This window comes from Bacillus sp. 3G2 (assembly GCF_044324725.1).
In the GTDB taxonomy this organism is placed as follows: Bacteria; Bacillota; Bacilli; order Bacillales; family Bacillaceae_G; genus Bacillus_A; species Bacillus_A mobilis.
Genome location: NZ_CP172246.1, coordinates 4,264,605 through 4,281,403 on the forward strand (window position 1 = coordinate 4,264,605; position 16,799 = coordinate 4,281,403).

Genomic DNA, 16,799 nt, shown 5'->3' on the forward strand with positions numbered 1-16,799 from the left:
TAGTATAATATAAAAAAACAAGATTGAGGTATGTATGTTAACTTATGAAGCATTTGCCGTATTAATAACTATACTTGTCTTAGCTCCAATTTTTGGAGCTATTATTTTATTATTTTTATTTATTTTTGAAAAACGAATCGACTTACTAGAAAGTGAAAAGAAAAAAATAGCACTGGAACGAGAATTGCAACAGTCTTTATATCATCAACTCACTCAACAAATTCAACCTCATTTTTTATTCAATACATTAAATACAATTTTAAGCTTAGCTCGTCTACAGAGAACAGATGAAGTTGTCAAATCACTCGAGATCTTTTCTCTATTTTTAAAAGGAAAATATAAAACAACTGATTTATTAATTCCTATCTCTGAAGAACTGGCCTATACAAATTATTATATTGAGATTCAAAAAATGCGATTTCGCTCGAGACTTTCAGTAAGCATTACTTCTTCTGAAGATTTACACAATGCTTATATTCCACCTTTCGTTATTCAAACGTTAGTTGAGAATTCCTTTAAACATGGGCTAGAAAAAAAAGCTGGTCAAGCAATTTTAAATATTCATCTATACAATACAAATAACCGAATTACACTTCTAGTATCCGACAACGGTACTCAAAACGAACCATTTACTTCCCATACGGAAGAAAGTGGATACGGACTTGAAAATATAAAACAACGATTTCAGTTATTCTTTCAAGAACAAACTACGTTCTCTTTACTTTCTACAAAAGAGAACGGCACGAAAGTTGAAATCACATGGCCTTTCATCACAGAAAAAAACACAGAGGAGGTAGTACAAAAATGAACGTACTATTAGTAGATGACGAACCACTAGAACTGGAACAATTAGAATTTCTTATCCACCGTCAGTTCCCTAATTGGACACTACACCTAGCTTTAGATGCGGATGAAGCTTTAGCTATAAATGAAAAATTCCCAATTCATTTGGCACTTTTAGATATCCACCTTCCAGGCATGTCTGGCCTACAACTAGGTGAAAAATTAAAACATAATAACGCTAACTTGGATATCATCATCGTAACCGCATATCAAAATTTCGATTATGCAAAACAATCTATTCGTCTAGGCGTCATTGACTACATAACAAAGCCAATTATAGAAAAGGAACTCATCGATATATTACAAAAATACAAAGGAGATTCCCATACTCCTTCCTACTCACGTATTATTCAAGATACATTAGACATCATCCATGAAACTTTTCATGACAAACTACACTTAGCAGACATTGCAACTAAAGTACATACAAATCCGACTTATTTAAGCCGGAGGTTTCATGAAGAAGTAGGTATTTCATTTTCCGGATATATCATGCAATATCGGATTGAAATGTCACAGAAATATTTAACGGAACACCCACATTGGTGTATCTCTCAAATTTCTGAACGATCTGGTTTTAATAGTCAGCATTATTTCAGTACTGTTTTTCGTAAAATGACCGGAATGACTCCGAAAGAATATAGAGGCGAGGGATAAATTGTGACGAAAAACAACTCTGCTTTCACACCATTACAATTAGGTATCGGAACTGGGACTGTTCTTTTATTATCTAAATGGGTCGCAAGTATATCGACGCTCGCGTTACCTGAATCTATTATCAATTATGGGCTAATCGCTGGTATTCTTTACGCTATGATTGGCCCTTTCACTCTTATTTTATTGGGGATTTTAATAAAAAAAATACGTTCTACATTCCCAGAGGGCGAATCCATTCACGATTACTTATTATATAAACTTTCTCACAAAGGATATATAATTGTATGCTCTTTCCTTGTTCTATTAAGTATAGAAAGTATGTTCATTCAAACGAAAGTTGCTAGTATTTTACTTAATGTTTTTTTCCATATTCCATATACATTGGGCTCTTTACTTTTCATTACCCTTTGTACAATATTTGTAATGTTAAGTAACGCTAAACTATTCACTAAAATGGCTATTATGCAAACTGTATTAATGTTTTCTACTATGATTATTATTCCAATTTATTTTTTTGTACAAGATGGCATTACCCATGTATACGATGGAATTCGCTTATATCACCCTTATCTGCTATTTTATGAAAATATAAATGGAATATATTTTCTTACTGCCGGCATTCTCATCGAAACAGGAAGAGTATTAATAAGCCCTGCATCTTGGGATAAAGCTTTCCGCATTCATCCTAAAAAAATCATTCCGACTTTTTTACTATCAGGATTTATATGGATTACTATCCCTTTGGCGTTCGCTTCTCTAATTATGATAGTTATCTTTAGTGGGAGCTTAGATCATTTATACGATCTTCTAGCTCAGCTTCCTAAAAAAATAGAATTTACCATTTTATTTTATCTACTCGTTATCGGCTCTTTAAGCGCAATAACTTCCAGTTTTATTTCTTGGATGCATGGATTTACTAAACTCATTCGAGATTTTATACCGATGATACGTACAAAAATTAATTTCAAATTATATACAACTCATTTTATTTCTATAACTATCGGATTTTCAGCTTTTTTCATTACAATTACTACAAACTATACTATTTTAGAAATTATTTTTTTCTTTGGTATTCTTTATACATCTCTTATCATCACAATATTATTCCTTATTTTTAGTAAACAAAAAATAAGCATCATTATACCAATCATTTCGATTATTGGTACCCTTACCGGTTATGTAACTTACTTCTTAATCAATCCTTTAACAAGCATTTGGGTTAGTATAGCGGTTACTCTTTCACTAAGTATTTTTTATAGGTTTTCACATTGGGTACACCGACAATTGAACTACAAATGAAACAATAATATGAGGCCCTTTTGGTGGTTTAGCTTTGCTACCCAAGGCCTTTTTACTTTTATCAAAAACCATTGGACTACACTATAAATTAAATTCATTGTTTATATAACCCCGTATCTGAATTGTAAAACATAGATCACTTTACAAAAAAATTGTAATACAACCGCATAGTCTTCTCATAAATTTCCATATAGAATAGATGTATATAGCTTGCTAAAAAAGGAGTGGATTGGAAGATGTCAAAAAGGTTATGTAAATCCGAAACTGATAAAATGCTATTTGGTATATGCGGTGGTTTAGGGGAATATTTTGATATTAGCTCTACCCTCATTCGCATACTTTGGGTTATTGCTGTTTTATGTTTTGGGACTGGTTTTTTAGTTTATTTTATTTGTTTATTACTTATGCCACGTTCATACTAGTGGCATCCTGCATATACTTAATCGAAATATAAAAAATCACCTATAGAATTCTATAGGTGATTTTTTTATGAAGAATATTTCATCGTTAAATGCAATACTGCAACTTCATCTTCTTCATTTCTATAACTATGTTTTTTGTTCGCTTCAAATTGAATAGAGTCAAACTCATTCAATTCGTATACATCGTTTTCCACTTGAATCGATACTTTCCCTTTCATTACCGTTACAAGCTCAATAGCACCTTCATGATGAGCTTCTGGTTCATATATGCTATTCGCCCTTAAACAAGCACGATGCATTTCCATTCCTGTTTCTTTCGTATAACGGAACATCGTTTCTAAATGCCATGCTTGTCCCACATCTACTGCAAATCCTTCTCCGCAGCGCGCAACAGCTACAGGTTCTCCAACAACCATCAATCTCGATAAAGGAATCGATAACCCTTTCGTTATTTTCCAAATGACAGCTAACGTCGGATTCGTTTCGCCTCTTTCAATCTTTCCTAATGTTAATTTACTCACTCCTGTTTTTTGGGCTAATTCTTCTAAACTTAATTTTTGTTCATTTCGAATTTGTCTTAATAACTGACCTACTTGCTGAATGACCTCTTTCGTTTGCATATCTTCATGTTCTTTCATCTATAAAACCACCTTAAAGTATAAAATAGTTTACTTTTATTATTTTTAAGTATATTATACTATACATAATTATCAAATTCAGAAAGGAGTGCTATACTTCATGCGCGCAATTTTATTAGGCCTTTTATCATCAGCCTTTTTTTCCGCAACCTTTATTATTAATAGAGCGATGAATGTATCTGGAACGAGCTGGGCTTGGACAGCTTCCTTCCGTTTTTTATTCGCTCTCCCTATTTTATTCCTTATCGTTTTATTTCGCAAAAACTTAAGGGGTTTATGGGAAGAATTAAAGAAACATCCATTAGCGTGGATTGGATGGGGTTCCGTTGCTGGTATTGGATTCTATTCTTTATTAAGTTTTGCAGCTGTCTTTTCTCCAGCGTGGCTCGTTGCTGGAACTTGGCAAGTTACGATATTAGCAGGATTACTCTTATCGCCATTGTTCTTCGTTAAAATAGAAACGAAATCAGGAACAAAACTTGTACGCGGAAAAATTCCACTTCGTAGTTTATATGTTGCATTATTTATTTTACTTGGTGTAATTTGTATGCAAGCGACTGCAGCAGGTCATATTACAATGACTCAGTTTATTTCAGGATTTTTACCTGTCGTAGTGGCTGCTTTCTTATATCCATTCGGCAACCGAAAAATGATGGAGCTTGTTGGCGGCCGTCTCGATACGTTCCAACGCGTATTAGGAATGGCAATAGGCAGTCTTCCTATAACAATTTTACTTGGTATATATGGATTTTCTACTACCGGTATTCCAACATCAAGCCAAATGCTGCAAGGCTTTTTGTTAGCATTATGTTCTGGCGTAATTGCAACGATGACATTTTTCTTTGCTACTGACTTAGCAAAAGATAACCTCGCCCTACTTGGAGCTGTTGAAGCAACGCAAGCTGGAACGATGGTCTTTACCGTGCTTGGCGAAATTGTTTTCTTGAATGGTTCATTCCCTGGTGGCCTTTCCCTACTTGGAATGATTATTATTATGTTAGGAATGGTTGCAAATAGCATTTTAAATCGATCTGTTCCAATCGTTAAGCAGAAAAAAACAGCATAAAAAAGAGTATGGTTCTCTAACAAAGAACCATACTCTTTTTTATTGTCCCCCTATTTCGCCTTATCAGAATAGTATTTCATTAGCTGTTTATACTAAAACCTATGTTATAATACGTTTCATGCGCAATATTAGGAGGTAAATTATGTTAAAAAAAGCAATCGCTGAATTTATTGGTACATTTGTACTTGTATTATTCGGAACTGGAGTAGCTGTCATTGGCGGCGGAATTGAAGGAATTGGAACATTAGGAATCGCTATGGCTTTCGGTCTATCTATTGTGGCTATGGCATATAGCATCGGAACAATTTCTGGATGTCACATTAACCCAGCAGTATCGGTAGCTATGTTCATCAACAAAAGAATGAACGCTATGGAACTTTGTTATTATGTATTAGCTCAAATTTTAGGTGGTTTATTAGGAACTGCAACGTTAGTAACGATTTTACGCTCTGCTAAAACACCTTTAGATAATTTAGGACAAAATGGTTTTGGAACTCTTGGTTTATCTGGAGCATTTCTAGTTGAATTCATTTTAACTTTCGTATTCATTTTAGTTATCGTTGCTGTAACAGGTAAAAAAGGAAGTTCTTCTCTGGCAGGATTAGTAATTGGTTTCACATTAGTTTTAGTTCACTTATTAGGAATTCCGTTAACAGGAACTTCTGTTAACCCAGCTCGTAGTATCGCACCAGCTTTATTCGCTGGCGGAGAAGCACTTTCTCAACTATGGGTATTCATCGTTGCACCAATTCTTGGTGGTATCGTAGCAGCTATTGTTGGTAAATTTATTTTAAATACTGAAAAATAGAACTTTCAATATTTCTGAATAAAAAAAGGCGAGCCCTCATTATGAGGATGCTCGCTTTTTTACTCTTTCATTTTAGACTTTAAGTTTGTAACTAATTGATCTACTGTTACATTTGCAAGTACGTTTTCCATCGCTTCTTGCGCTTGCATTAAAATAATTTCTAATACTGACTGAATATTAGCTCCTACTGGACATTCAATGTTGGGATTTTCATGGAAGGAAAATAGCTGTCCTTCTTCTACAACTTCCACTGCTTTATATACATCAAGTAATGTAATTTCTTCTAAATCACGAGCAAGTGTCGTACCACCTTTACCAGCTTGTACATCAACAAGTCCTGCTCTCTTCAACATTCCTGTAATGCGACGAATCACAACTGGATTTGTATTCACACTACCAGCAATCCATTCAGAGGTACAGCGAGAGTTTCGATCTATCGCAAGTAACGTTAACATATGAACACCTACTGTAAAACGACTACTAATCCCCATCTGCACACCCTCCTTTGTATTCATTCTATTAAAAGACGACTCTTATTATTATATACTATTTTTAATTTATACATAAAGAAAAAGCATGATTCCAATAGGAAATCATACTTTTCTCTCATTATTGACGCTTTATAAACTTCGCTAAATCTTTAAATTTCACTTTATCTGAGTAATTCATTACACCGTTTACGTAAATACGGCTTGTAACAGCACTTAATATGCCGATTGTCGCTAAAAGAACTAGCAGTGTTATCGTAATTTCTAACATACCCGTCTCACCAGCTACAAAGCGTGAGAATGTGACCATTGGGGTAAAGAATGGAACGTAAGAACTTACAACAACAATCGTACTATTTGGATCACCTAGCGATTTAAGACTTATAAACAATGCTGCCATTATTAAAATCGATACTGGTATCATTACACCTTGTAAATCCTCAGTCTTAGAAACAACCGCACCAGCCGCTGCATACATCATCGCATAGAGGAAATATCCTGTAACAAAATAAATGAGGAACATACCGATAACTTGTGCATCTAACTTTGTAAAATCAATTGGCAATCCAAATAAGGAACCATTTTCTAAATCCACCCATCCTAGTAACCAAGGAACTAGGTAACCACATGCCAATATGACAAGTTGTAATAACGCCGTTGAAACAACCGCTAAAATTTTCGCATACATCATCGTAAGCGGTTTTACTTTCGGAATCATGACTTCCATAACACGAGAAGCTTTTTCAGAAGCAATATTCATCGCAATTGTGCTTCCGAACATGACAATAAACATATACAAAGCAAATGTAAAGAAATAGGCAATTCCGAAAGAAGCAGAACGATCTTTAATCGCTTCTTGTTTCACTGAGATTTCAGTTTGCAATTGTTGTGCAATTTCCGGTGAAACATTATGTGTAGCAATTGTTACTGCCGTATATTGCGCTTTTAAATAACTAGCCATAATTGTAGAAGTTGTTTCACTAGGGAACCCATTAAACATATACGTAACTTCTGGAACTCCATTCTTTTCAGTCACACGGAATAAACCGTCTAAATCGCCTTCTTCTACTTGTTTATGTAGTTTATTAAAATCTTCTTTTGAACCAATTGTTAATTTAGCTGATGGTAGTAACTTATTTAACTCTTCTTTTTGTATTTTATATGTAGAACTCTCTACTACAACTGCAATTTTATCTTTATCCTTATTTTTATCATTACTTGAAGTAAAATGATTAAATGCAAAAATCCCAAATACAATTAAAAACAAAATCGCACTCGTAATTAATGATCTTTTAGATAAAAATGATTCCCTAAAATAAAATGAAAATACGTGAGAAAATTTACGCATCGTTATTTCGCCCTCTCTACAAAGATTTCGTTTAACGTCGGCTCTAACATTTTAAATTGTCGTAAGGTAATACCTTGTTCTTGCAACTGTTGTAAAATCTTTAGAGCTTCTGCATCATCTTGTACTTGCACATAAAGAAGGCCTTGTTGTTTTTCATACAATACATGTATAGCTTCTAATCCCTTCTCATTCTCTTCTGTATCTTCAATCGTTAAATTACGGAAACCGTATTCTTTTTTAATATCACTTAATTGGCCTTTTACGACTGCTTCGCCTTTTTTCAAAATACATACATGTTGGCAAAAAGCCTCTACTTGTTCCATACGATGACTAGATAAAATAATGGTTTTTCCGCTCTGCACTTGTTCTTCAATAATGCTAGCTAACATTCCAGCATTAACTGGGTCTAGTCCGCTAAACGGTTCATCTAAAATGAGAAGTTCAGGATTATGAAGAAGAGCAGCAATTAATTGGATTTTTTGCTGGTTCCCTTTTGAAAGCTCTCCTGCCGTTTTAAATTTATATTCCGGTATTGCCAATCGATCTAACCAGTGATCAATAGCAAGGTCTACTTCTTTTTTCGTCATTCCTTCTAATCTACCAAAATATCGCAACTGGTCTATTACTCTACTTTTTGTATATAAACCTCTTTCTTCTGGTAAATATCCAATTGTTACCCCACTAGTCCCAAATGATTTTCCATCCCATGTAATAGAGCCTTCATTAGGCGTTAATAATCCGAGAAGCATTTTGATTGTCGTTGTTTTCCCTGCACCATTTCGCCCAAGTAATCCTAGTACTTCACCTTTAGGTAACGAAATTTGCAAGCCGTTAACTGCTTTTGATTCTCCAAATAGTTTCGTTAAGTTTTGAATTTGTAAACTCAAAGTATAAAGCCTCCCCTTTAGTATCATTCATACTCTCTTTCAAAGACTATGTTTATGCAGGATAAAATATAGCACTACGCTTCATCCTTTTAATATGTAGCACCGCCTTAATCCATCATTTGTTCTATTTAGTTAAAATTGTAAATAATATTGTTTTATTTGTCAATTATAATTGTCATTTCGACAATAAAACTTGTCAAAATGATTCCCAACATTTTTCTCATCTTTCTAATATAGGACATACTACTATATATACAAAAGACAATATGCAAATGTTCATACAAAAAATATTATTTTTCGATATATAATATTAACTGATTTTCTAACATCGAGGAGGATACATATGAAGATGAAGAGGAGCATTACCACTTTATTATCTGTAGCAGTTCTATCTACATCGCTTGTAGCATGTTCAGGAACACAAGAGAAAACTGTGGCGAAAGAAGAGAAGGCAAAATTAACAGACCAGCAATTAATGGCTGATTTATGGTATCAAACAGCTGGTGAGACGAAAGCACTTTACTACCAAGGATACAATATCGGTCAATTAAAGCTCGATGCAATTCTTGCAAAAGGGACAGAGAAAAAACCTGCTATCGTACTGGATTTAGATGAAACTGTTTTAGATAACAGTCCTCATCAAGCAATGAGTGTAAAGACAGGAAAAGGCTATCCTTACAAATGGGATGACTGGATTAATAAGGCGGAAGCTGAAGCTCTTCCAGGCGCAATTGATTTCTTAAAATATACAGAATCTAAAGGTGTAGATATTTACTACATCTCAAATCGTAAAACGAACCAACTAGATGCAACAATTAAAAATCTTGAGCGTGTAGGTGCTCCTCAAGCAACGAAAGAACATATATTACTACAAGATCCGAAAGAAAAAGGAAAAGAAAAACGCCGTGAACTCGTTTCGCAAACACATGATATCGTCTTATTCTTCGGCGATAACTTATCTGATTTCACTGGTTTTGATGGAAAATCTGTAAAAGATCGAAATCAAGCAGTCGCAGATTCAAAAGCACAATTTGGTGAGAAATTTATTATTTTCCCGAATCCGATGTATGGTGATTGGGAAGGCGCTTTATATGATTATGATTTCAAAAAATCAGATGCAGAAAAAGATAAAATCCGTCGCGACAACTTAAAATCATTCGATGCAAAATAAAAGAGGATGGCATTCGCCATCCTCTTTTATTTTGCTTTCTCTGTTAAAGGCAAGATAAATACTTCCACACGTCTATTCTTTGCCTTTCCTTCTTGTGTATCATTTGGAGCAATCGAACGGTATTCTCCGTAACCAATCGCACTAAATTTTTCTGGTTGTAATTCTTTATTTTGCAGTAATACTTGCATAAAATTAACCGCCCGCTGCGTACTTAATTCCCAGTTTGACGCAAACTGCGCATTGGCAATAGGGACATTATCCGTATGACCCGATACTGTAATTTCACGAGGTGACGCTGAAACAAGTAAGCTAGACATCTCTTTTGCAATCCCTAAAGATTCTAATTTCACATCTGCTTTCCCCGAATCAAACAGTATATTCTCTAATATTGTCACCATTAATCCCTTTTCAGTTAATTTAGTTTGAAAAGAAGAGGATAATTGTTTTTCATTAATATATTGATCAATCTTTTTTTGTAATGCTTTCAATTCATCCATCTCTTTTTTTTCTTTCGCTCTAGCTTCTTCTTGTTTTTTTGCTTGTTCTGCCTCAAGGCTACTTGCCGATAACTCTTTCTCTTCATTCGGCTTCTGATCACTCAAAAATTCTTTATTTCCTGTTCCACCTGCTAGTTCACTTCGAAACGCTACCGCCATCTGTTTGAACTTCGCAGCATCTATACTACTCATTGCGAATAAAACGATGAACAATGCAAATAACAACGTTAACATATCAGAATAGGGAATTAACCAAGTTTCGTCGATATGCTCATCATGTTTTTTCTTTTTGCCTCTTCTATTTTTCTTACTCCGCATTTTTTTCTGCTCCTTTTTCTAGCTTTTTACGCTCAGTTGCAGAAAGTGAACCTAAAATGCGGTTCTTCATAATAAACGGATATGTACCTTCTTGTAACATTAATAAACAATCAATGATTAAACGTTTTTTCTCGATTTCAGCTGCAGATTTTTGCTTTAACTTATTTGCAAATGGATGCCATAATACATAGCCTGAAAAAATACCAAAAATCGTTGCAATAAACGCACCCGAAATAGCATGACCTAACTTTTCAATATCAGTTAAATTACCAAGTGCAGCTACAAGACCAATAACAGCACCTAAAACCCCTAATGTCGGTGCATATGTACCAGCTTGTGAAAAAATTGCCGCTCCTTTTGCATGCCTTTCTTCAATTGCTTCTAATTCAGCTTCTAAAATTTGCTCTAGATCTTCTGCGGATACGCCATCAATCACAAATTTCATACCACGCAAAAGAAATTCATCTTGAATTTTGTCTAATTGTTGCTCTAAAGACAAAATACCGTATTTTCTACTTTCTGATGTCCAATGAACAAACAATTCTAGCAACTGTTCATAACTTAAATCCTTTTTATTTGAACTAAAAAGAACTTTAAATAATTTTGGAACCCTTTTTAGTTGATTCATCGGAAATGCTATACATACTGCAGCAAATGTACCGATAAAAATAATTAATGCTGCGGCAGGATTCAATAAGGCATTTACGTCAGCGCCCTTGACGACCATCCCTACTACCACTGCTACAAATCCTAAAATAAGTCCAATAATTGTTGCAAAATCCATTCCCATTCACTCCTAGTCTATACAAGAAGTTCTTTATTCTCGATAATCGCTACATCTTCTTATGTATATATATTACATAAAAAATTCATTTCATGAAAGATAAGAAATGAATTAAATGAAAAAATACTACAATTTCACACATTTTCTGACATTTTCTTTGCATTTCTATTACGTTACGACTCTTATATTTCTTTTTCAACAAACTAGACTTATAATAAAAACAATACATATTTTATGAAGAAAGGACTGTGATTACAAGGCATCATGAAAAAAATAATCATTATTTCTGCCGCTACTATTGTAATCGGTATCACTTCTTTCGCTTACTTTGGTTCTAAATCACCACTACAAAATGGGGCGAAAGCTGTCGAAAGTCAACAGCATAGTAATCACCAAAAAGAAGAGATTCCTGCTTTTCCAAAAGCTGATCATAATGCAAAGAAACTAGACAATGATTTTTCCGTTGTAACAAATCCAGAGTCTAATCTTGTCTTAGTTAATAAACACCGAAAACTACCAGACGGATACACACCTGAAGACTTAACAAGACCGAACGTACCATTTACTAGTCCAAAAGATAAGGAAAAAACATTGCTGCGTAAAGATGCTGCAGATGCGCTTGAAAATATGTTTGAAGCGGCAAAGAAAGAAGGACTCGAACTTACAGCTGTATCTGGTTATCGTTCCTACAAACGCCAAAAATCATTACATGATACATACGTTAGACGTCAAGGAAAAGCTGAAGCTGATTCAGTAAGTGCCATTCCTGGTACGAGTGAACATCAAACTGGTTTAGCAATGGATATTAGTTCAAAATCTGCTAAATTCCAATTAGAGCCTATTTTCGGAGAGACAGCCGAAGGAAAATGGGTTGCAAAACATGCCCATGAATTTGGCTTTGTCATTCGTTATTTAGAAGATAAAACAGAAACAACAGAATATGCATACGAACCGTGGCATTTGCGCTACGTTGGCAATCCATACGCTACATACATATATAAACATCATTTAACATTAGAAGAAGCGATGGAAGACAAAAAATAAGAGAGCAAATTGCTCTCTTATTTTTCTTTCACTCTATCATTGTAGTAATTTTTTCTTCCACTCTTCAGGCCATGGTTCGCCTCTTCCCGTTTTTTTCGATGCTTGAACCATCATTCCACGACCAACTAAACAAACTTCTCCTGCTGCATTCTTCACCATATAATGCAAATCTAAAGAAGAATTCCCAACCGAACCCGCTTTTACATATACTTTCAACTGTTCATCAAAATATATTTGCTTAATAAAATTGCATTGTAAATCTGCAACAACGATCATTGTTTCTGATGATGCATGCGTCCATTCTTGCATAAATCCAAGTTCTTTAAACAATGCGATACGTGCTTCTTCAAAATAAGTAAAGGCAACGACATTATTTACATGTCCAAACATATCTACTTCACCAAAACGAACTTTTACAGGATTATAAAATGAAAAACCACTTTCCCATTGCTCAAAGTCTTCAATATAAGAAATTCTCTTCATTGTTCCCTCTCCTTTTCGCCTTAAAACAAACAGAATAAACAGAAAAATAAAGTTATAAATATTGCCTCTTCAACATGAAGAGGCAATATTTATTAATAGTTATTGTCGCTACCAAAGAAATCTTTGAACGATTGAATTGTTGTATCACGGTTTAATGCCGCAATTGAAGTTGTTAATGGAATACCCTTTGGACATGATTGCACACAGTTTTGAGAGTTACCACAGTTTGCCAGTCCTCCATCTCCCATAATTGCACGTAAGCGATCTGCTTTATGCATTTCACCTGTTGGATGTGAGTTGAATAAACGAGCTTGTGATAACGGTGCTGGTCCAATAAAGTCTGATTTACTATTTACGTTTGGACATGACTCTAAGCAAACACCACATGTCATACATTTTGAAAGCTCATAAGCCCATTGACGTTTCTTCTCAGGCATTCTTGGTCCTGGTCCTAAGTCATACGTACCATCAATTGGAATCCAAGCTTTAACGCGTTTTAGAGCGTTAAACATGCGACTACGGTCAACTTGTAAGTCACGTACAACTGGGAATGTCTTCATCGGCTTTAAGCGAATTGGTTGTTCTAACTGATCAATAAGAGCTGTACATGATTGACGTGGTTTTCCGTTAATCACCATTGAACATGCGCCACATACTTCCTCTAAACAGTTCATATCCCATGCAATCGGAGTCGTCTGGTTTCCTTTTGAATCAACCGGATTACGACGAATTTCCATCAGTGCCGAAATAATGTTCATATTTGGACGATATGGAATTTCGAACTCTTGGTCAAACTCTTGTGCATCTGGTCCATCTTGTCTCGTTATGATGAGGCGGATTGTTTTCTCAGACATGTTGCTTATCCCCCTTCTCTTCACCCTTAGCAGCTACATCATGTTTTGAAGAATAGTCACGTTTACGTGGTTTAATTAAGGAAACATCCACGTCTTCGTAATGGAATGCTGGTGCATTTCCTTCTCCTTCAAATTTCGCCATCGTAGTTTTTAAGAAGTTTGCATCATCACGATTTGGGAATTCAGGTTTGTAATGCGCCCCGCGGCTCTCATTACGGTTATATGCTCCAATTGTAATAACACGTGCTAACTCAAACATATTCGCAAGTTGGCGTGTAAATGAAGCACCTTGGTTACTCCATCTTGCTGTATCGTTAATGTTAATGCGTTTGTAACGAGCCATTAGCTCTTCAATTTTTGCATCTGTTTCTAATAACTTTTTATTTTCACGAACTACTGTAACGTTATCTGTCATCCATTCTCCAAGCTCTTTATGAAGAACATACGCATTTTCGTTACCATCGAGCGTTAAAATATTGTTAAATTTCTCTGTTTCGATTAATTCATTTTGTTCATATACAGTAGATGAAACAGCATCAGATGATTTAGAAAGACCTTTCATATACTCAATCGCGTTCGGTCCTGCTACCATACCACCGTAAATTGCTGATAATAGTGAGTTAGCACCAAGACGGTTACCACCGTGCATAGAATAATCACACTCACCTGCTGCAAATAAACCTGGAATACTTGTCATCTGCTTATAATCAACCCATAGCCCGCCCATTGAATAGTGAACTGCTGGGAAGATTTTCATTGGTAGTTTACGAGGATCATCACCTGTAAACTTCTCATAGATTTCAATAATTCCACCAAGTTTAATATCTAATTCTTTCGGATCTTTATGAGAAAGATCTAAGTACACCATGTTTTCACCGTTAATACCTAGTTTTTGCTCTACGCAAACGTCAAAGATTTCACGCGTTGCAATATCACGAGGTACAAGGTTTCCGTAAGCCGGATATTTTTCTTCTAGGAAGTACCATGGTTTACCATCTTTATATGTCCAAACACGGCCACCTTCACCACGTGCAGATTCACTCATAAGACGTAATTTATCGTCCCCAGGAATTGCCGTTGGATGAATTTGAATGAACTCACCGTTTGCATAATATGCGCCTTGTTGATATACAGCAGAAGCTGCTGTACCTGTATTAATAATAGAGTTAGTTGATTTTCCAAAGATGATACCAGGGCCCCCTGTTGCCATAATCACGGCATCAGCTTGGAAACTTTTAATCTCCATTGTTTGTAAGTCTTGTGCAACGATTCCTCGGCACACACCTTCGTCATCCACAACAGCTCGTAAGAAATCCCAACCCTCGTATTTCGTTACAAGTCCTGCTACTTCGTGACGACGTACTTGCTCATCTAACGCGTATAGTAATTGCTGTCCAGTTGTTGCACCAGCAAATGCTGTACGGTGATGTTGTGTTCCACCAAAACGACGGAAATCAAGAAGTCCTTCTTCCGTACGGTTGAACATAACACCCATACGGTCCATTAAATGAATGATACCAGGTGCTGCTTCACACATTGCTTTAACTGGTGGTTGGTTCGCTAAGAAGTCCCCACCATAAATTGTATCGTCAAAGTGGATCCATGGAGAATCCCCTTCACCTTTCGTATTTACGGCACCGTTAATTCCACCTTGGGCACATACAGAATGCGAACGTTTTACTGGTACTAAAGAAAACAGTTCAACATTTACTCCTGCTTCCGCCGCTTTAATCGTTGCCATTAAGCCAGCCAAGCCACCGCCGACTACTATAAGTTTCCCTTTCATGCTCTCCCACTCCTTACTGGTTTGCTAGCTGTGGATCGATGAACGCTAATAATGCACTCACACCTACATAAGATAGACCTAAGAAAATAGCTAATGTTACATAAGTAGAGATTCTTTGTGAACGTGGAGATACTGTAATTCCCCAGCTGATGCAGAATGTCCATAGTCCATTTGCAAAGTGGAAAATTGTTGAAACAACACCGACTAAGTAGAATGCAAACATAGCTGGATTGTTTAAAATATCTGCCATCATATCATAGTTTACCTCTTTACCTAACATTGCTTGAATACGAGTTTCCCAGACGTGCCAAGAAATGAAAATCAGTGTAACGATACCTGAAATTCTTTGGAAGACGAACATCCAGTTACGGAAATAACCGTAAGAAACCGCATTGTTCTTAGCTGTAAATGCAATATATAAGCCATATATAGCATGGTACAGTATCGGTAAAAAGATGATGAAAATCTCTAGCGCGTACCGGAATGGAAGGAGCTCCATAAAGCCTGCAGCTTTGTTAAAAGCCTCTGCTCCTCGTGTTGCAAAGTTGTTTACAATTAAATGTTGCGTCAAAAAGACACCAACCGGGATGACCCCCATTAATGAGTGCCACTTACGAAACGTATACTCGCGGCCTTTCATGTCCCCATTACCCCCCTTGAATGTTTGACTGCTGTTTTCAGATTAGTTTACAACAATAATGTTTTTTCACTATTGGCATAAGAAAAACTGAAAAAATTATTCGAAATATTTCAGCATAATTTGATACCAAGTTCATTTTACTCCTATTTTTGTCGAAGCGTCAAGAAAACGTATACATAATTTGCATATAATTTGCCAATTCTTTTTTTCTTCTTATATATTCAGATTTTCCCAAAGAAAAATCTGTTTTTATAAATGAGAAATGTTATATAATAATCCCTATAGAAAGAGGGGAATATTGTGAGTAAAAATACAATCGATACAACATCTTTAGAAGATGTTTCATTGAACGCCTTCGCTTATGAATTGCTACGTGAAGAATTACTACCTGATTTAATCGGTAACGATTTAGATGGTATTTTATACTGGTCCGGTAGAAACCTTGCAAGAAAATATCCACTAGAAACAACTGAAGAAGTCATTCAGTTCTTCGAAAAAGCTGGCTGGGGCACTTTAAGCATTATTGAACATAAGCGTCGTGAAATGCAGTTCCAACTTAAAGGCACACTCATCGCTGAACGCCAAAAACAAAACAGACATTCTTCTTATCAATTAGAAGCTGGATTTATCGCTGAACAAATTCAAAAACAACGAAACGTCGTTGCAGAGTCCTATGAAGAAAAGAAAAAACGTTCAGACTCTATTACATTTCTTGTGAAATGGGATATAAAAGATCTCATTGAAGTGTAGCATTACCTACAGTCAA

Annotated in this window: 19 protein-coding genes; 9 read left to right on the forward strand and 10 right to left on the reverse strand. The window is 35.5% G+C overall.

Annotated features, from left to right (window positions below; all coding sequences use genetic code 11):
* Positions 1–34 precede the first annotated feature (34 nt).
* The 4 genes from ACHZK0_RS21875 to ACHZK0_RS21890 all read left to right on the forward strand — a co-directional run bounded on the left by ACHZK0_RS21875 (position 35) and on the right by ACHZK0_RS21890 (position 3,221).
* Positions 35–808, forward strand: coding sequence for a sensor histidine kinase (locus ACHZK0_RS21875; RefSeq protein WP_395760866.1), 774 nt, complete (start codon positions 35–37; stop codon positions 806–808).
* A complete protein-coding gene (locus tag ACHZK0_RS21880) occupies positions 805–1,500 on the forward strand; it encodes a response regulator transcription factor (RefSeq protein WP_071720569.1) in 696 nt (231 codons plus the stop codon). Before ACHZK0_RS21875 ends, ACHZK0_RS21880 begins: the two co-directional genes overlap by 4 nt.
* Positions 1,501–1,503: 3 nt before the next feature.
* The gene (locus ACHZK0_RS21885) at positions 1,504–2,799 is read left to right on the forward strand and encodes a sodium:solute symporter (RefSeq protein WP_395760867.1); all 1,296 of its coding nucleotides are present in this window, start codon (positions 1,504–1,506) and stop codon (positions 2,797–2,799) included.
* A 236-nt stretch (positions 2,800–3,035) separates the two neighbouring features.
* Positions 3,036–3,221 carry a PspC domain-containing protein gene (locus tag ACHZK0_RS21890; RefSeq protein ID WP_000044337.1) on the forward strand — a complete coding sequence of 62 codons (186 nt, stop codon included), beginning with the start codon at positions 3,036–3,038 and terminating at the stop codon, positions 3,219–3,221.
* A 65-nt stretch (positions 3,222–3,286) separates the two neighbouring features.
* On the opposite strand, the gene ACHZK0_RS21895 is transcribed toward ACHZK0_RS21890, so the two are convergent.
* The gene (locus ACHZK0_RS21895) at positions 3,287–3,859 is read right to left on the reverse strand and encodes a helix-turn-helix domain-containing protein (protein ID WP_063261301.1); all 573 of its coding nucleotides are present in this window, start codon (positions 3,857–3,859) and stop codon (positions 3,287–3,289) included.
* A gap of 100 nt (positions 3,860–3,959) precedes the next feature.
* Here ACHZK0_RS21895 and ACHZK0_RS21900 point away from each other — a divergent pair, with 100 nt between their 5' ends.
* On the forward strand, positions 3,960–4,925 hold the full coding sequence (locus ACHZK0_RS21900; RefSeq protein WP_088028312.1) for a multidrug resistance efflux transporter family protein: 966 nt from the start codon (positions 3,960–3,962) through the stop codon (positions 4,923–4,925).
* 142 nt (positions 4,926–5,067) lie between these two features.
* Positions 5,068–5,733, forward strand: coding sequence for an MIP/aquaporin family protein (locus ACHZK0_RS21905; RefSeq protein ID WP_000913204.1), 666 nt, complete (start codon positions 5,068–5,070; stop codon positions 5,731–5,733).
* Positions 5,734–5,792: 59 nt separating this feature from the next.
* Here ACHZK0_RS21905 and ACHZK0_RS21910 read toward each other — a convergent pair whose 3' ends face one another.
* From ACHZK0_RS21910 to ACHZK0_RS21920, 3 genes are all read right to left on the reverse strand, one after another.
* Complete coding sequence (locus ACHZK0_RS21910) at positions 5,793–6,224, reverse strand: Rrf2 family transcriptional regulator (protein ID WP_000512998.1); 432 nt, start codon at positions 6,222–6,224, stop codon at positions 5,793–5,795.
* A gap of 118 nt (positions 6,225–6,342) precedes the next feature.
* A complete protein-coding gene (locus ACHZK0_RS21915) occupies positions 6,343–7,569 on the reverse strand; it encodes an ABC transporter permease (RefSeq protein WP_262742300.1) in 1,227 nt (408 codons plus the stop codon).
* A 2-nt stretch (positions 7,570–7,571) separates the two neighbouring features.
* Entirely contained in the window at positions 7,572–8,456 is an 885-nt protein-coding gene (locus ACHZK0_RS21920; RefSeq protein ID WP_270339854.1) for an ABC transporter ATP-binding protein, read from the reverse strand.
* A 343-nt stretch (positions 8,457–8,799) separates the two neighbouring features.
* On the opposite strand from ACHZK0_RS21920, the gene ACHZK0_RS21925 reads away from it, so the two are divergent.
* Positions 8,800–9,627, forward strand: a complete 828-nt coding sequence (locus tag ACHZK0_RS21925; RefSeq protein WP_395760868.1) for a 5'-nucleotidase, lipoprotein e(P4) family — start codon at positions 8,800–8,802, stop codon at positions 9,625–9,627.
* 26 nt (positions 9,628–9,653) lie between these two features.
* Here the strand turns inward: ACHZK0_RS21925 and motB are convergent, their stop codons facing one another.
* Both motB and motA read right to left on the reverse strand, forming a co-directional pair.
* Entirely contained in the window at positions 9,654–10,442 is a 789-nt protein-coding gene (motB, locus tag ACHZK0_RS21930; RefSeq protein ID WP_016080148.1) for a flagellar motor protein MotB, read from the reverse strand.
* Entirely contained in the window at positions 10,432–11,226 is a 795-nt protein-coding gene (gene motA, locus ACHZK0_RS21935; protein WP_395760869.1) for a flagellar motor stator protein MotA, read from the reverse strand. The genes motB and motA overlap by 11 nt, the downstream gene beginning before the upstream one ends.
* Positions 11,227–11,490: 264 nt before the next feature.
* On the opposite strand from motA, the gene ACHZK0_RS21940 reads away from it, so the two are divergent.
* Positions 11,491–12,270: a M15 family metallopeptidase gene (locus ACHZK0_RS21940; protein WP_088097912.1), complete on the forward strand. Its 780-nt coding sequence runs from the start codon at positions 11,491–11,493 to the stop codon at positions 12,268–12,270.
* Between the two features lie 36 nt (positions 12,271–12,306).
* On the opposite strand, the gene ACHZK0_RS21945 is transcribed toward ACHZK0_RS21940, so the two are convergent.
* From ACHZK0_RS21945 to sdhC, 4 genes are all read right to left on the reverse strand, one after another.
* Complete coding sequence (locus ACHZK0_RS21945) at positions 12,307–12,753, reverse strand: acyl-CoA thioesterase (protein ID WP_000822734.1); 447 nt, start codon at positions 12,751–12,753, stop codon at positions 12,307–12,309.
* A gap of 92 nt (positions 12,754–12,845) precedes the next feature.
* Positions 12,846–13,607 carry a succinate dehydrogenase iron-sulfur subunit gene (gene sdhB / locus ACHZK0_RS21950; protein ID WP_001291830.1) on the reverse strand — a complete coding sequence of 254 codons (762 nt, stop codon included), beginning with the start codon at positions 13,605–13,607 and terminating at the stop codon, positions 12,846–12,848.
* Positions 13,600–15,393 (reverse strand): succinate dehydrogenase flavoprotein subunit, encoded by a 1,794-nt coding sequence (sdhA, locus tag ACHZK0_RS21955; RefSeq protein WP_000676747.1) that lies wholly within the window; start codon positions 15,391–15,393, stop codon positions 13,600–13,602. The genes sdhB and sdhA overlap by 8 nt, the downstream gene beginning before the upstream one ends.
* Positions 15,394–15,406: 13 nt before the next feature.
* Positions 15,407–16,033, reverse strand: coding sequence for a succinate dehydrogenase cytochrome B558 (sdhC, locus tag ACHZK0_RS21960; protein ID WP_000678354.1), 627 nt, complete (start codon positions 16,031–16,033; stop codon positions 15,407–15,409).
* A gap of 300 nt (positions 16,034–16,333) precedes the next feature.
* On the opposite strand from sdhC, the gene ACHZK0_RS21965 reads away from it, so the two are divergent.
* Entirely contained in the window at positions 16,334–16,783 is a 450-nt protein-coding gene (locus ACHZK0_RS21965) for a YslB family protein (protein ID WP_000042227.1), read from the forward strand.
* The last annotated feature ends 16 nt before the right edge of the window (positions 16,784–16,799 follow it).

Coding starts and splice junctions, on each gene's coding strand:
- motB (WP_016080148.1), bottom strand. CDS start 10,442: ATGCGGAGTAAGAAAAATAGAAGAGGCAAAAAGAAAAAACATGATGAG.
- ACHZK0_RS21880 (WP_071720569.1), top strand. CDS start 805: ATGAACGTACTATTAGTAGATGACGAACCACTAGAACTGGAACAATTA.
- ACHZK0_RS21940 (WP_088097912.1), top strand. CDS start 11,491: ATGAAAAAAATAATCATTATTTCTGCCGCTACTATTGTAATCGGTATC.
- motA (WP_395760869.1), bottom strand. CDS start 11,226: ATGGATTTTGCAACAATTATTGGACTTATTTTAGGATTTGTAGCAGTG.
- sdhB (WP_001291830.1), bottom strand. CDS start 13,607: ATGTCTGAGAAAACAATCCGCCTCATCATAACGAGACAAGATGGACCA.
- ACHZK0_RS21910 (WP_000512998.1), bottom strand. CDS start 6,224: ATGGGGATTAGTAGTCGTTTTACAGTAGGTGTTCATATGTTAACGTTA.
- sdhA (WP_000676747.1), bottom strand. CDS start 15,393: ATGAAAGGGAAACTTATAGTAGTCGGCGGTGGCTTGGCTGGCTTAATG.
- ACHZK0_RS21905 (WP_000913204.1), top strand. CDS start 5,068: ATGTTAAAAAAAGCAATCGCTGAATTTATTGGTACATTTGTACTTGTA.
- ACHZK0_RS21890 (WP_000044337.1), top strand. CDS start 3,036: ATGTCAAAAAGGTTATGTAAATCCGAAACTGATAAAATGCTATTTGGT.
- ACHZK0_RS21900 (WP_088028312.1), top strand. CDS start 3,960: ATGCGCGCAATTTTATTAGGCCTTTTATCATCAGCCTTTTTTTCCGCA.
- ACHZK0_RS21925 (WP_395760868.1), top strand. CDS start 8,800: ATGAAGATGAAGAGGAGCATTACCACTTTATTATCTGTAGCAGTTCTA.
- ACHZK0_RS21915 (WP_262742300.1), bottom strand. CDS start 7,569: ATGCGTAAATTTTCTCACGTATTTTCATTTTATTTTAGGGAATCATTT.
- sdhC (WP_000678354.1), bottom strand. CDS start 16,033: ATGAAAGGCCGCGAGTATACGTTTCGTAAGTGGCACTCATTAATGGGG.
- ACHZK0_RS21895 (WP_063261301.1), bottom strand. CDS start 3,859: ATGAAAGAACATGAAGATATGCAAACGAAAGAGGTCATTCAGCAAGTA.
- ACHZK0_RS21945 (WP_000822734.1), bottom strand. CDS start 12,753: ATGAAGAGAATTTCTTATATTGAAGACTTTGAGCAATGGGAAAGTGGT.
- ACHZK0_RS21875 (WP_395760866.1), top strand. CDS start 35: ATGTTAACTTATGAAGCATTTGCCGTATTAATAACTATACTTGTCTTA.